We start from the raw sequence: 13,206 nt of genomic DNA, 5'->3' as shown, positions 1-13,206 counted from the left end.
GGGGTTTGAAGCGCACCCATATAAGGGTTGATTCTTGCGATTTTCGGGTTTTCTACCGTGTAGAACCCCTGGAAAAACGAAGAGCCGAACAGTTGGGATAGTGTAAGTAACGGGCCACTACTTCTGTCGGTCCGACCGACGGTTCGACCGCCTTACAGTGTCGCGGTCAGGGGTCCGGTCCGGCAGTCGTCCGGTGTCTCCGTGGTACCCCTCGAAATCCGGGAGAAGGCGGCCCGCAGCCCGTGTCAGTCCCGCCGTTCTTTGAATCCGGGTGTCCCGAGTTCGTGGAGCGCACGGGAGGTGCGGGCCACGTCACCTTTCAGTCCCTCGTGGTAGTCGACGAGGCGTTCTCGCAGTTCGTCGTGTTCGCGCGCGAGAATCATCGCGGCGGAGAGTGCCGCGTTGAACGACTTCCCCGCGTCGACCGCGGTCAGCGGTGCACCCTGTGGCATGCCGATGACGGAGTCGACGGACTTCTCCTGGACCGGCACCCCGATGACCGGAAGCGGGTACGCGATGGAGGCGGTCATGTTCGGCAGGTCGGCGGACTTGCCGCCGGCTCCCGCGATTATGACGTCGAGGCCGCGGTCCTCGGCGGTCTCCGCGTACGCGTACATCAGTTCTGGAGTTCGGTGGGCCGAGGTCACGTACGTCTCGAACGTGAACCGTTCCGCCGGCGGGTCGTCGTAGTCGGTCACTTCGGCGAAGCCGAGTTCGTCGACGAGGGCGTCGTACGCCCCGCCGCGGCCCGTCTCCGAACCCATCATCACGTCGAGGTCCGAGTCGGAGCCCATGACGATGCCGACATCGGGGGTGTCCTCGGCGGGTCGGTCGCGCTGTGCCTCTGCGTGCAGGTCGTCGATGAGGGAGTCGAGTTCGTCTGTCATCTGAACGTGAGGTCGTCGACGAGCGAGCGGGTGCCCGTCAGGAGGTCGTCTGTCGATTCGCCCTCGGTCGCCACGCTCGTGACGTGGCCCATCTTCCGGAGCGGGCGCACCTCGCGCTTGCCGTACCAGTGCAGCGACGCGCCGGGTTCGTCGAGGATGCTGTCGACGCCCGAGAGTTCGGCCTCGCGGGAGTCGTCACCGGTGCCGAGGATGTTCTTCGAAACGGTGTTCGCGCGCAGGTCGGTCGCGCCGAGTGGCCAGCCGAGCACCGCCCTGACGTGCTGTTGGAACTGCGAGGTGACTGCACCCTCGATGGTCCAGTGCCCGGAGTTGTGCGGGCGGGGCGCGATTTCGTTCACCAGAATCTCGCCGTCACGGGTCTCGAACAGTTCGATGCCGTAGACACCACGGCCGTCCATGAGGTCGAGGACATCGCGGGCGACGGCTTCGGCTTCTTCGAGCACAGCCTCGTCGGAGCCGGCGGGGACGACGGTCTCGCGAAGTATCTCCGCTTCGTGGATGTTCTCGCCCACGGGGAACGTCGCAACCTCGTCGTCACCCTTGACGGCGATGACGCTCACCTCGCGCTCGTAGTCGACGAACGCTTCGAGCATCGCAGGGCCGGCGACCGCCTCGATGGCGTCGGCGGCCTCGTCCCGACGCTCGACCGGGACGTTCCCGCGGCCGTCGTAGCCGCCGGTCCGGGCCTTGAGCATGGCCGGCGTGCCGAGTTCGTCGATGGCCTCGCGGAGTTCGTCGGCGGTCTCGACCGCCCGGAACTCGGGGACTGGAATCCCGGCGTCGGCGAGCGCCTGCTTCTGGTCGAGTTTGTCGTGGATGAGTTCGAGCGTCGCCGGCTTCGGATGGCACGGGACGCCCGTCTCCGCGCTGACCTCGTTCAGCGCGTCCTGGTCTGCGAGTTCTATCTCGAAGGTGAGGAAGTCGGACCGTTCGGCCAGGTCACGGATGGCCGCCTGGTCGTCGAAGTCGGCGACGAGCTGGTCGCGGGCGACCGGCGCGGCCGGGCAGTCGGGCGTGGGGTCGAGGACCACCACGTCGACGCCCAGAGGTGCGGCGGCTTCGGCTAGCATCCGCCCCAGCTGGCCGCCGCCGACGACGCCGAGTATCGGCCCTGGTAGGGTCGCTGGCATTGTGGTCGGCGGTTCCACAGCACGGCGCTTAACGCTTGCTTTATGCATCGACGTGCACGGATGGGCGCCCATCGTGCACCGAGTTGTTCACGAACACGACTGTGCCGGTCCCGCCCGCCGTCAGGTTCACCGGGTATCGCTCGTAGGTGCCGGTGAGGTTGTCGCCGACGTGGTCCGCGTGAATCGAACGGGTGACGACCACCGGCGGGTCAGTCGCCAGTTGCTCCTGGAGTTCAGGGATGGTGCGGACGCTGGCCGTCTCGGCTCCTGCTCGCCCGGTGTACCACGCCAGTGGGAGCCGGTGGTACCAGTTCTCGTTCTCGGCGTAGACGGTCCACGTGCCGTTTCGCCAGCCCGCGCCGTCGGTGACCGGCAACCGGTCCGCCGCGCGCTCGTCGTCCATCGCGAAGAACGCTCCGTAGTACACCACGTCCGGGCCGTCCTCGTTCCCCGCGGCGGCTGTCTCGATGGCCGCCGCGACCGGCCCGAGGTCGGTCCCGGGCTGTCCCGACTGGACGAGTGGGTTGTCGGCCGCGGCTGGGTCGGTGTACGTGGTCGACACCGCCGCCGCGCCGGTGAGGCCGGTCGCAAGCAGGAGAACCGATACCGCGAGGCTCGCCGAGACGAGCCGTCGGTCTGCGACCGCGGCCCGCCCCCACCGCCACACGAGGCCGACGCCGACGGCGGCGGGAATCGTCAGCGGGACGACCACGTGGGTGACCGCCCACTGGCCCTGCACGTGGACCAGGACGGGGTAGAGGAGGACGCTGGCGAACCCCCAGTAGCTCGCGAACGAGACGAGGTCGCGCTGGCTCTCACCGGGTCCACCGTACCGGTCCGCCAGGAAGCCGACGGCCGCGAACACCACGAGGACGAACGCGCCGCCGTGGAGCGCCGACGCGAAGAACGTGAACGAGTCGAGGAAGCTCTGGCGCTGGACGGTGCCGAAGTAGAGCGCCGTCATCTCGTCCCAGCTCTCGAACAGGGCAGCCTCGACGACACCGGGCAGGAGTGCCGGGTTCGCCAGGGCGGCCCACAGGCCTGTCTCGCCACGAGGTGCGTACATCCCGACCGTCACGAGGACGAACAGGCTCCCTGCGAGGACGAGGGGAGCCCGCCACAGGTGGAGCGTTCGGCCAGCCGGCGACCCGCGGAGGACCGCTCCGAGGACGTAGGCCGCCATCACGGCCCAGACGAGGCTGTACGTCGTGAGAGCCGAACCGACACCGGTGAGCAACCAGCCGACCGCGAGCGCCCCGACCAGCGTGGTGACTCGATGACCCTCGCCGTCGACCGGGAGCACCCAGCGGGCTCCCCGAAGCGCGACCAGTGTCAGCACGACCGTGAGGAACCGGGACGGGTCGAACAGAGAGAGCACGACCGGGTTCACGAGCGCGAACAATACGACTGGGCCATCGAGGCGGGCGAGTAGCCAGTCGGGCACGGGGCCGAAGCCGTCGTCGACCAGGTCGTAGTCGGACTCGCGCCACCGTGCTCGATGGTCGAGGACGAACAACCCGGCCCCCACCCACATCGCCAGATACACCAGCGCGTTCTCTTTTGCCGCGAGCGCGAGTGCGAAGGTCACGCTCGCGGCGTAGAGGTACCACGGGGCGTGCGTATCGGCGAGGCGGACGAGCAGTCCGAGCGTGACCAGCGCGAACGCCGCGACCAGCACGTCACTCCGGGCGAAGCGGGAGAAGTACAGCATGACGGGATTGACGGCCAGGAAGGCGGCGAGTGCGAGCACCTCCACGTCTCGAAGGTGGTCACGAAAGAGCCACGCGGCGAGTGGCAACAGACCACCGACCACGGCCACGGTGAGTCGAGCGACCGCATCAGAGGGACCGAGGACCGAGAACAGTAGTTCGTTCGCGTGTGCGAGCAGCGGCCCGTGCATGACCGGTCGATACGTCCAGACGCCGGTCTCCGCGTCGGTCAACACCGCGTAGCCGAGTCGCGCTTCGTCCCAGTGGGCCGACCGCTCGCCGAGCCAGACGAGTCTGGCCGCGAGCGCGAGCGCGGCGACGGCGACCATCCCCACGAGCACGCGCCGGTCGGTGGTCCCTGTCCGGGACGGTTCCGCATCCATTGGAACCGGAAGCGTCTCCCGTGGTTGAATCCTTTTGGGTTTTCGACAGCAGGGGCTGGTGGCGGACTGGGCGACGGTCGAAAGAAGGGGACGGTCAGATCAGCAGCAGGGGAACGGCCATCGTGATGACGATGCCGACGAGCATCGTGACGAAGCCGATGCCGGCCGCGCTCGTGTCGAAGTCCTGCATCGGGGAGGTCACACGACCGCCAACCTCGCCGTGGTCGCCGTGCTCGTGGTGGTCGTCGTGTCCGTGGTCCGCGTGTTCGACGTCCTCGGTCTCGTCGCTCATGTGCTCGAGTACCGCCACCGTCTACCTGAAAGTATCGAAACTGACCACGGTCGAAACGGTCAAACACCACACGCCCGAACCATCCGGTAGTAGATGCCCCTCACGAAGCGTATCATCCCCTGTATCGACGTGGACTTAGACGAGGACGGGAACGCCGCGGTGTACACCGGCGTCAACTTCGAGGACCTCAAGTACACCGGTGACCCCGTCGAGATGGCCCGGCAGTACAACGAGTCCGGCGCTGACGAGTTCGTCTTCCTCGACATCACGGCCTCCGCAGAGGGCCGCGAGACGATGCTCGACACGGTCAGTGCGGTCGCCGACGAGGTGTTCATCCCGCTCACCGTCGGTGGTGGTATCCGCACGAAGGAGGACATCAAAGAGACGCTCCGCGCCGGCGCGGACAAGGTCTCCATCAACTCCGGCGCACTGCAGAACCCGGACCTCATCGACGAGGGGGCTCGCGCCTTCGGGAACCAGTGCATCGTCATCTCGGTCGACTCCCGCCGTCGCTTCGACGAACAGGGCGAGTACTACGCCGAGGTCGACGGGGAGTCCTGCTGGTTCGAGTGCACCGTCAAGGGTGGCCGCGAAGGCACGGGCCGCGACGTTGTCGAGTGGGCGAAGGAGGCCGAAGAGCGCGGTGCCGGCGAACTGTTCGTGAACTCCATCGACACCGACGGGACCAAAGACGGGTACGACATCCCACTCACGAAGGCGGTCTGCGATGCGGTCGACACGCCCGTCATCGCGTCCTCAGGGTGCGGCGGCCCCGAGCACGCTCGCGAGGTGTTCGAGGACGCTGGCGCGGACGCGGCCCTCGCGGCGTCTATCTTCCACTTCGACGAGTACTCCATCCGTGAAGTCAAGGAGTACCTCAACGACCACGGCGTGCCGGTCCGGCTCTGAGCAGGCGGCGGATGCCACGCCGAGTCGGCAACGCTTGGCACGTTCTCTCTCGTGTCCCATCCTGCCGAGCGGCAGGTATTTCCACGTGACACCGTACTGTAGGCTAGAGAATGGGCTGGGAGTGTGACAACTGCGGGAGCGTCTCGACGACACCGCCCTGCGACGAGTGCGGCCACGACAGCGGTGAGTACACCGGGTTCGTCTGGGTCTGCACCGAGTGTGGCAAGCAGTCGACCCGGAACAACCCGCCCTGCGTCCGCTGTGGTAACATGGGCCTGGAGAAGCGGAAACCGGACTACCAGGACGTCGAGGCGGAGGCCGCGGGCGTCGGCTGGCTGACCATCGCGAAGCCGTTCGCCCCCGTCATCGCGGTCATGCTGCTCGTCGCCGCGCTCTTTGCCACCGGGGTCATCCCGTTCCCGCTGGGCGACCAGCAACCGACCGTCTCGAACGTCCCCGGGAACGCGACGACCGCGAACGGCATCGACCTCGCCGCTGTCGAGGCTGACGTCCACCAGCAGGTGAACGACTTCCGGGCCGAACAGGGCGAGGGTACCCTCGAACAGGACGAGACCCTGACCGCGATGGCGACGTTCGCCAACCAGCAACGGGTCGCCCGGGACTACGACGGCGGCCGGGTCCGGGGGAGCCTCAGCGACTTTTCGCCTGGCTGTCAGCCCCAGGGCTACTTCTTCGGGTCAGTCGAGGACACGACGGGGTCACGCATCACCGACTACGACAGCGCAGAGGGGTTGGCCGACAGCGTCGCGGAGTCGCTCCTCTCGGACGGCCAGTCCAGACAGACCGTCCTCGACGCGAACACGACGTACGCCGTCGACGTCCACGTCGCCCCCGACGGCCGCATCTACATCGCACACCTGTTCTGCTGAGGATTCCGTCGGCCCGGCGGGACGCGTCGCTGCCTGACGAGAGAAGCGCGACGGGTGGTCGGTCGCGTGAAAATCAGGCCGCGTTCTCGAACGCGGTGCGGAACGCTTCGGTCTTCTCCTGTACGCGCTTTGCGGCCGTCTCCAGGGCGTCGAGCGGAGCGGTTCCCTCGTAGGTCTTGACGGTGAGGATGGGCTCTGTCTGCCCACCGGACTGCTCGGGGTTCATGTCGTACGTCGCGGCGCTGACGCCCTCCGTCTCCAGGAGCGCGCCCTTGAGGACGTTCATGAACGTGTGGTCCTCGCCAGCGATCTCGACGTGGAGTTCCTGCTCGAGGTTCTCCGTGACGGTGAGTTCCATGTGTCCTCGTGGTCGGTGGCGGCGTTTACAGGTTTCGGAAAGTGCGTGTCCCCTGGCTCCCCCCGGCAGAAAGTATTTACAAAGTATCGAACACATCCTGTGTGTGAAACGACGTGCCCTCCTCTCCTCGTTCGCGGTCGGCCTCGCCGGCTGCGCGAACGTCGCGCCCGGTGCCGGAACGGGGTCTGGCAGCCCAACCAGCCCACCCACGTCACGGACCGGGACGGCCAGCGCGACGACGACCGACCCAGCCACGGACGATGCGACGACCACGCCAGATTCCCCTGCGGAGATAGGCGTCCCCGCGTCCGAGACCGACTGTCCGGTCCACGGCGGCGAGGACACCGCCCGCGTGGTCTGCTGGCCAGCGATGCCGGACTCGCCGCTCGTCCTCTCCGCGTCCACGGACAGCATCTCGCTCCCGACCGGCGAGCTCTCGTTCACCCTCACCAACGACACCGAGACGACGTTCACCACGAACTTCTACGACTGGGGCGTCTGGAAACGGGTCGACGGCGAGTGGTTCCACGTCGCCCCGCGGCAGGTCCCGGTTCCGGCGACGATGCTCGAACCGGGCCAGTCCCACACCTGGACGGTCACTGTCGACAACGCGGACACGAGCGCCCTCGCGTTCACCGAGGGCACCGAGTCGGTCACCATCGGCGGCCTCGGCGGCGGCGAGTACGCCTTCACGACCGGCGGCTGGTTCGAGACGACCGACCACGAACAACAGACCGGGCTCACCTCACTGTTCACCGTCGACGGGCCACCGGTCGAACTCGAACCCTCCAGGACGGTCACGGGAACCGCGCGGGACGGCGACGTGGTCACGGTCGACCGCGACATCGAGACGGGCTACAACGGCCGGAGATGCGAGTACCACGTCACCCGGGTCGAGAGCGCGTCGGACCCGCGGCGACTCATCACCGAACAGGTGCTCCGGCTGCGACACCTGCGAGATACACTCGCGTTCTTCGAGCCCGGCGTCGAGACGGTCCGACTCGTCGAGGAGAACGCCGTCTACCCGCCCTTCGGCATCGACGAGGCCCAGTACGTCGAGTACGACGGCCAGACCTACGAGATAACGTCGAAATCGCTTGAGTCAGAGTGAGAGCTATCGGCGCGAATCAGCCGCTTACCACGTCCCGTGGAACGTGTCGAACGCCAGGTTCTCCAGTGGCTCCTCGCCGATGGCTATCTTGTACTCCTGGGGGGTGAGCATCGGCTTGTGGAAGCGCGGGCCGTCGTCGGTCGTGATGCGCGGACAGCCCGTGTTCACGAAGGCGTCCATGTCGAAGTTGCGGAGGCGGTCCGGCGTCACCTCGTCCATCGTGATGAGGTAGGCGTCGTCGTTGTTGTCGACGATTTCCTCGGCAATCTCCCAGCGACCCTGCCCGATTTTGGTGCAGAAGATGACGCCGAACTTCTCGGCGTCCATCGCGCGGTGGACCGCGCCGTAGCGCTGCTTCATGAACTTCTCCGTGTCGGCGACGGTGACGACGTTGTTGACGGGGTCGGCGATGACGACCGTCTTGTCGGGGTGTTCCATCGCCAGCCCGAGCGGGTGGAACTTGCCGCCGCCGACGTAGAGAATCTGGTCGGCGTCGATGTCCGCGGAGGCGTAGTTACAGCCCAGAACCTGCCCCTCGTGGGTGAGGCGGTCGTCGCCCTTGCGGGTGTGGACGTCGAAGCCCTGCTCCGTGAGCCACTCTTTCATCTCACCGAAGCGGTTCATGTGCTGGGCGGTCGTGACGAGGCCAACGTCGCCCACTTCGAGTTCCTCCTCGACGGCCTGCTCCATGATGGGCAGCACTTCGACGTTGGAGAACAGTGGGACGTAGATGATCTTGTCCGACTCCTTCATCGGGGAGTGGCCGAAGTGGACGAACACGTCCGTCCGGCGCATGAGGAAGGTGTCGAGGTCGCACGCACCGTAACACGGCTGGCCGGAGATGAGGACGGTGACCTCGTCGGGCAGGAGTTCGCGCAGGTCGTCGGCCACCTTCGGCCCGCGCCGTTTGAGGCCCTCGGGGAACTGGAGGCCGACCTTGGTCGCGTCGCGTTCGTCGACCGCCTCGATGATGCGGTCGAGTTCGTAGTCCCACTCGCGGTCGTGCTTGAGGGACATGCCTGTGTTCCGGAGGTCCCCCTCAGAAAACGACTCGTTGCTCATTAGCCTCGATTAACTGGGGCGGACGGTTAACTTCCGCGGTTCCGAACCCGGTCGTCTGTGGCCTATGTGGAGTGCTGGCGGGGAGAACGGTCGTCCTGCGTCGTGTCGCCCGAACAGGTGCATATCGCCGGCGGTCTCACGCTGGGTCGATGGTCCGGAACATGGCCTCGTAGTCGGCCGGTTCGAACCGGTCCTGCAGGTCCCTGGTCTCGGAACTGAGTCTGGTGAGTCGTCCGCGGTTGCCGCTGGTGGCCCGTCGCGCGGCCGCGACCAGCGCATCCAGTCTGTCGACGTAGGTCGCCCGTGTGACGAGTCGACCGACGGCCTCGTGGAGTTCTCGTTTCCGGACCGGCGACGCGAGCCGCTCGTCGCAGGGGAGGTCGTGGCTCGCCGAGGACGCCAGCGAGACGATTCCACACTCTCTCGCGTGTCGTGCGAGGGTGGAGACGAGTTCGTCGTGCGTCGTCGGGCCGACGCCGCCCGCGACGAGAACGACGGCAGCCTGCTTGGCAGTCGCCAGCGCCTCGTCGAGGACGCCGGTGGCGATGACGTCGTACGCCTCGTCCTCGAGCCACGTCGAACAGCGTTGTCGTGTCAGCTCGTCGTCGGCGACGACGAGGACCGTCGGGGTCGGCTCGACCATACTAGTTTCCAGAACGGACGGGAGGTATATCAAGTGTTGAGCCCGTTCACGAATCGTTCAGACCGTTCAAAAAAGCCCAGAGCTCGCGATATCGAGCGATTCGCTCGGCCGGTCGTTTCACAGGGGTCGACGCGCTGCGTGGGGCATCGCTCACGATGACTCGCCGGTGTATCTCGAATCCATCGTCAGTGGGGTGGATTTATCTCGTCTGCCGTGCAGTCACCAGTGATGGCCCAGCAGGACGATGGCGACGAAGAGGTCCTCCGTCTCACACTCAAGGTCGCACACCCCGACTGCTGGTCGCTCCAGGTCACCGACCAGCACGACGCTGGCCTCATCAACCACGGGGCGTTCCCGCTCTCGGACGGGAACATCAAGGGCCTGTTCACGGCGTTCGGCGACACCCGGGCCGAGGTAACAGAACTGGTCGAGGCGACGCGAGCCTCGGTCCTCACGCAGTCCGTCCTCGAACTCTCGAGCGGGTTGAAGATGAACGCCGACGGCTTCGACCCGGGGAACACCACACAGGACATCTTCGTCGAGTACTCCGAGGAAGACAGCATCGAGCCGGCGCTCACCTCGACCGGCTTCATCCACGAGGGACCGGTCCGCATCTACGACGGGTACGAGTACTGGCCGGTCGTCGCCCAGTGCGACCGCCAGGACCTCGAAGACCGACTGGAGACGGTCCGTGCGGAGAAGGACGCGAGCATCGAGGTCCAGCACATCTCGTCGGTTACGTCGCTCTCCGGCGGCTCGACACAGTACCTGCAGTTGCTCTCTCAGCGCCAGCGCGAGGTGTTCGAACTCGCACGCCGGGAGAACTACTACCAGTGGCCCCGGGAGGTGTCACTGCAAGAACTCGCCGACGAACTCGGTATCTCGAAGACCACGTTCACCGAACACCTCCGCAAGGCCGAGGCGAAACTGCTCAACGACATCCGGTGAGAGACACTGAACGCACGGATTCTTGCCGCGAGTCTGCTTCCAAAGCGTTGAAACCTGTTCGCTCCGTAGCCGCGCCCATGAGCATCGAAACGAGCGGGGACGCAACCGAGGAGACGACCACCGTCGACCAGCGCGCCCGTGAACTCGGTGAGGCCATCCGCGAACTGCCCGAGTTCGAGCGCTTCGAGTCTGCCCAGAAGGCGGTCGAAGAGTCCGAAGAGGCCCAGGAGAAGATAGACGAGTTCGAGCAGGTTCGCCAGGAGTTCATGCTGGCGCGCCAGACCGGGCAGGCGTCCCAGGAGGACCTCCAGAACCTCCAGCAGACCCAGCAGGAACTCCACGACATTCCGGTGATGGAGGAGTACCTCGACGCCCAGAACCGCCTCGACGCGAAGCTCGAAGCGGTCAACGATACCCTCTCTGAGACTATCGGTCTCGACTTCGCCGACGAGGCGAGTGGCTGCTGTAACGACTGAGCCCGGGAGGCAAGCGCTGGCAGAACAGGTAGCTATTTTACCGACGCTCGTGCGGATGTAGGCGTGTTCGTACTCGTCAATCTGAAGGCGTACCCGTGTGACCCAGTCGAGGTCGCGACGGCGGCAGCGAACGTGAGCGACGACTCTGGCGTCCGTATCGCGGTCGCGCCGCAGGCCGCACACCTGCAGCGCGTCGCAGAGACAGGCGTCGAGACGTGGGCCCAGCACGTCAGCCCGGTCGACCACGGCAGCCACACCGGCAGCACGCTGGCGGAGGCAACAGCCGACGCCGGTGCGGTCGGCACGCTCTTGAACCACTCCGAGAACCGACTGAAGCTCGCCGACATCGACGGCTCCCTGCGGGCCGCCGAGCGCGCCGAGCTGGAGACCATCGTCTGCGCGAACAACCCGCGCCAGATCGGCGCGGCGGCGGCACTCGGCCCGGACGCGGTGGCGGTCGAACCACCGGAACTCATCGGGACCGGGACGCCCGTGAGTCAGGCGGACCCCGACATCGTCACCGGCGCAGTCGAGGCAGCGGAAGCGGTCGACGAGAGCGTCGACGTGCTCTGTGGTGCCGGCATCTCGACGGGGGAGGACCTCGAAGCGGCCGGCGAGCTCGGCTCGACCGGCGTCCTCCTCGCTTCCGGCGTCGCGAAGGCCGAGGACCCGCGTGCCGCGCTGGAAGACCTCGTCTCCCCGCTCTGAGGCACACACCGTCACCAGACTTTATCGCGCCAACCTATTTCACAGAGACATCTGCAGAATAACGGCCGATGAACGAAGCGGCCATCGCCACCAGCACACCCCGTCAGTCTGTGCCCACGCTGTCACGAGGCCGTCCACCTGTGAGAAAGCGTTTTGTACGCGTCGTGTGAGTTGCACCTATGACCGACACGCAGGTCTTCGTGTCCCACGCCACCGAGGACCTCGAACTGGCCCAGGAGCTCTTCGGGACGGTCCGGAACCTCCCGGTCGGGGTCCACCTCGCCATGGAGGCTATCGAATCGGGCCGGGCACGTGGTGACCTCAAGGGTCGGCTCGCCAACTCGGACGTCGTCGTCGCGATACTGACCGAAGACGGTGTGACCGATACGTGGGTGAACCAGGAAGTCGGGTACGCCACGGCCAGGGGGATTCCGGTCCTCCCACTGTACGCAGCCGGCGTCGAACCGCCGGGATACATCGAACACGTCGAGGGTGTCACGCTCGAACCCGACGAGATTCCGGTGACGGTGTTCAACCTGCTCTGTCGGCTCCGTGCAGAACTCGCTCCGCTCGGCACGCTCTCGACCCCGAACTGGTTCGTCAGGTTCCCGTGTAACTTCCATGGCTGTGAACACCCCGTCCTCCTCGACATCGAGCAGAGACAGAAGGACCTCTGGCAGCTGTACAAGCACAACCAGCCACTGGTGGCGACCTGTGACGAGTGCGGCTCGAACTACCTGTTCAACCCCGTGACCCTCGGCTACGTCCAGCGCGAGGACCCGACCGAGCCGCCGACCAGCAACTAGAACTCCGCGTCGAGGCGTTCGTACGCCCGCTGGACCGCTTTGAACGCCTCTCTGCTCCCGCCCGCGCGGTCGGGATGGACCTCTTTCACCCGTTCGAGATACGCGTCTCGGAGTTCCTCGGCGTCTTCGGCCTCGCCGATACCGAGCATCTCGTACGCCTCTGCCTGCCGCATGCGGACCTCGGTGACGATGCCGCGCTGTCTGGCGAGTTCGAGACAGTCCGGGCAGAACTTCTCGGTCCGTTCGTCGTTGACGACCACCCGGTACAGTTCGACCGAGCACCACTCCTTGCACTGCTGGCAGAGGTTGCGGGTCTGTATCGCCTTCGAGGACTCCGCGGTCGCGAGCTCGGTCGCTGTCTCGCGGTCGGCCGTCTCGCGGTCGGCCGTCTCGCGGCGGTCCTGGGTGGCTTCGTCCGGCTGTGTGGCTTCGTCCGGCTCGGTTCCCTCGTCCTCGTCTGGTGCGTGGCGTCTGCACCGGGAACAACAGCGGATGCTCGTCCCATCGGGTAGCTGTAACTCCTCGAGTTCGGAGACGAGGAACTCCCGTGTGCAGCCGTCACACTCACGTCTGCGTTGGCCGCGGTCGAACTCGCCACTCGCGACGGACTCCGCGAACTGCCGGCACTCGGGACAGCAGACCGTCTGCGTGCCGCCGGGCATCGTGACGGCGGACAGGTTTTCCAGCGAGAACTGGCGGTCGCACCCGTCACAGGCTCGTCGGTCGGCCACTGCCATCGCTGCAATCGTTGGGTTTCATCGTATATTAGTTTTCAGTGTCTGTCGACCGAATTATCCCGGCCAGACCGCCGCAGTCGGACGGTGTCGCTCGCGGAATGGGACACCCCACGCCGCGGAGTTACTAACTAATCTC

15 protein-coding genes are annotated in these 13,206 nt (G+C 66.2%); 7 read left to right on the top strand and 8 right to left on the bottom strand.

Annotated elements, in window-relative coordinates:
• Positions 1-245: 245 nt before the first annotated feature.
• The 4 genes from ACSC1R_RS11715 to ACSC1R_RS11700 all read right to left on the bottom strand — a co-directional run bounded on the left by ACSC1R_RS11715 (position 246) and on the right by ACSC1R_RS11700 (position 4,422).
• The gene (locus tag ACSC1R_RS11715; protein ID WP_439025926.1) at positions 246-887 is read right to left on the bottom strand and encodes an AIR carboxylase family protein; all 642 of its coding nucleotides are present in this window, start codon (positions 885-887) and stop codon (positions 246-248) included.
• Entirely contained in the window at positions 884-2,038 is a 1,155-nt protein-coding gene (locus ACSC1R_RS11710; RefSeq protein WP_439025925.1) for a 5-(carboxyamino)imidazole ribonucleotide synthase, read from the bottom strand. The genes ACSC1R_RS11715 and ACSC1R_RS11710 overlap by 4 nt, the downstream gene beginning before the upstream one ends.
• Positions 2,039-2,078: 40 nt before the next feature.
• Positions 2,079-4,130 (bottom strand): flippase activity-associated protein Agl23, encoded by a 2,052-nt coding sequence (locus tag ACSC1R_RS11705; RefSeq protein WP_439025924.1) that lies wholly within the window; start codon positions 4,128-4,130, stop codon positions 2,079-2,081.
• A gap of 94 nt (positions 4,131-4,224) precedes the next feature.
• The gene (locus ACSC1R_RS11700; RefSeq protein WP_439025923.1) at positions 4,225-4,422 is read right to left on the bottom strand and encodes a DUF7550 family protein; all 198 of its coding nucleotides are present in this window, start codon (positions 4,420-4,422) and stop codon (positions 4,225-4,227) included.
• Positions 4,423-4,515: 93 nt separating this feature from the next.
• Here ACSC1R_RS11700 and hisF point away from each other — a divergent pair, with 93 nt between their 5' ends.
• Both hisF and ACSC1R_RS11690 read left to right on the top strand, forming a co-directional pair.
• Positions 4,516-5,331 (top strand): imidazole glycerol phosphate synthase subunit HisF, encoded by an 816-nt coding sequence (hisF, locus tag ACSC1R_RS11695; RefSeq protein WP_439025922.1) that lies wholly within the window; start codon positions 4,516-4,518, stop codon positions 5,329-5,331.
• Between the two features lie 110 nt (positions 5,332-5,441).
• Positions 5,442-6,221, top strand: coding sequence for a hypothetical protein (locus ACSC1R_RS11690; RefSeq protein WP_439025921.1), 780 nt, complete (start codon positions 5,442-5,444; stop codon positions 6,219-6,221).
• 73 nt (positions 6,222-6,294) lie between these two features.
• Here the strand turns inward: ACSC1R_RS11690 and ACSC1R_RS11685 are convergent, their stop codons facing one another.
• On the bottom strand, positions 6,295-6,579 hold the full coding sequence (locus tag ACSC1R_RS11685; protein WP_261650817.1) for a DNA-directed RNA polymerase subunit L: 285 nt from the start codon (positions 6,577-6,579) through the stop codon (positions 6,295-6,297).
• A gap of 103 nt (positions 6,580-6,682) precedes the next feature.
• Here ACSC1R_RS11685 and ACSC1R_RS11680 point away from each other — a divergent pair, with 103 nt between their 5' ends.
• Positions 6,683-7,690, top strand: a complete 1,008-nt coding sequence (locus tag ACSC1R_RS11680) for a hypothetical protein (RefSeq protein WP_439025920.1) — start codon at positions 6,683-6,685, stop codon at positions 7,688-7,690.
• A gap of 24 nt (positions 7,691-7,714) precedes the next feature.
• Here ACSC1R_RS11680 and dph2 read toward each other — a convergent pair whose 3' ends face one another.
• Positions 7,715-8,752 (bottom strand): diphthamide biosynthesis enzyme Dph2, encoded by a 1,038-nt coding sequence (gene dph2 / locus ACSC1R_RS11675; protein WP_439025919.1) that lies wholly within the window; start codon positions 8,750-8,752, stop codon positions 7,715-7,717.
• Between the two features lie 136 nt (positions 8,753-8,888).
• Positions 8,889-9,395, bottom strand: a complete 507-nt coding sequence (locus ACSC1R_RS11670; RefSeq protein WP_439025918.1) for a hypothetical protein — start codon at positions 9,393-9,395, stop codon at positions 8,889-8,891.
• Positions 9,396-9,623: 228 nt separating this feature from the next.
• Here ACSC1R_RS11670 and ACSC1R_RS11665 point away from each other — a divergent pair, with 228 nt between their 5' ends.
• From ACSC1R_RS11665 to ACSC1R_RS11650, 4 genes are all read left to right on the top strand, one after another.
• Positions 9,624-10,343, top strand: a complete 720-nt coding sequence (locus ACSC1R_RS11665; RefSeq protein WP_439025917.1) for a helix-turn-helix domain-containing protein — start codon at positions 9,624-9,626, stop codon at positions 10,341-10,343.
• Between the two features lie 77 nt (positions 10,344-10,420).
• Entirely contained in the window at positions 10,421-10,819 is a 399-nt protein-coding gene (locus ACSC1R_RS11660) for a YlbF family regulator (protein WP_439025916.1), read from the top strand.
• Positions 10,820-10,882: 63 nt separating this feature from the next.
• Positions 10,883-11,527 (top strand): triose-phosphate isomerase, encoded by a 645-nt coding sequence (gene tpiA / locus ACSC1R_RS11655; protein WP_439025915.1) that lies wholly within the window; start codon positions 10,883-10,885, stop codon positions 11,525-11,527.
• 179 nt (positions 11,528-11,706) lie between these two features.
• Positions 11,707-12,333 carry a toll/interleukin-1 receptor domain-containing protein gene (locus tag ACSC1R_RS11650; RefSeq protein WP_439025914.1) on the top strand — a complete coding sequence of 209 codons (627 nt, stop codon included), beginning with the start codon at positions 11,707-11,709 and terminating at the stop codon, positions 12,331-12,333.
• Here the strand turns inward: ACSC1R_RS11650 and ACSC1R_RS11645 are convergent.
• Positions 12,330-13,070: a J domain-containing protein gene (locus ACSC1R_RS11645; protein ID WP_439025913.1), complete on the bottom strand. Its 741-nt coding sequence runs from the start codon at positions 13,068-13,070 to the stop codon at positions 12,330-12,332. The two genes, ACSC1R_RS11650 and ACSC1R_RS11645, sit on opposite strands and share 4 nt — an antisense overlap.
• Between the last annotated feature and the right edge of the window lie 136 nt (positions 13,071-13,206).

It is taken from the genome of Haloarchaeobius ordinarius, from assembly GCF_051801355.1.
Lineage (GTDB): Archaea > Halobacteriota > Halobacteria > Halobacteriales > Natrialbaceae > Haloarchaeobius.
The sequence above is the reverse complement of the archived record's forward strand: the minus strand, read 5'-3'. Positions and strand labels throughout refer to the sequence as shown.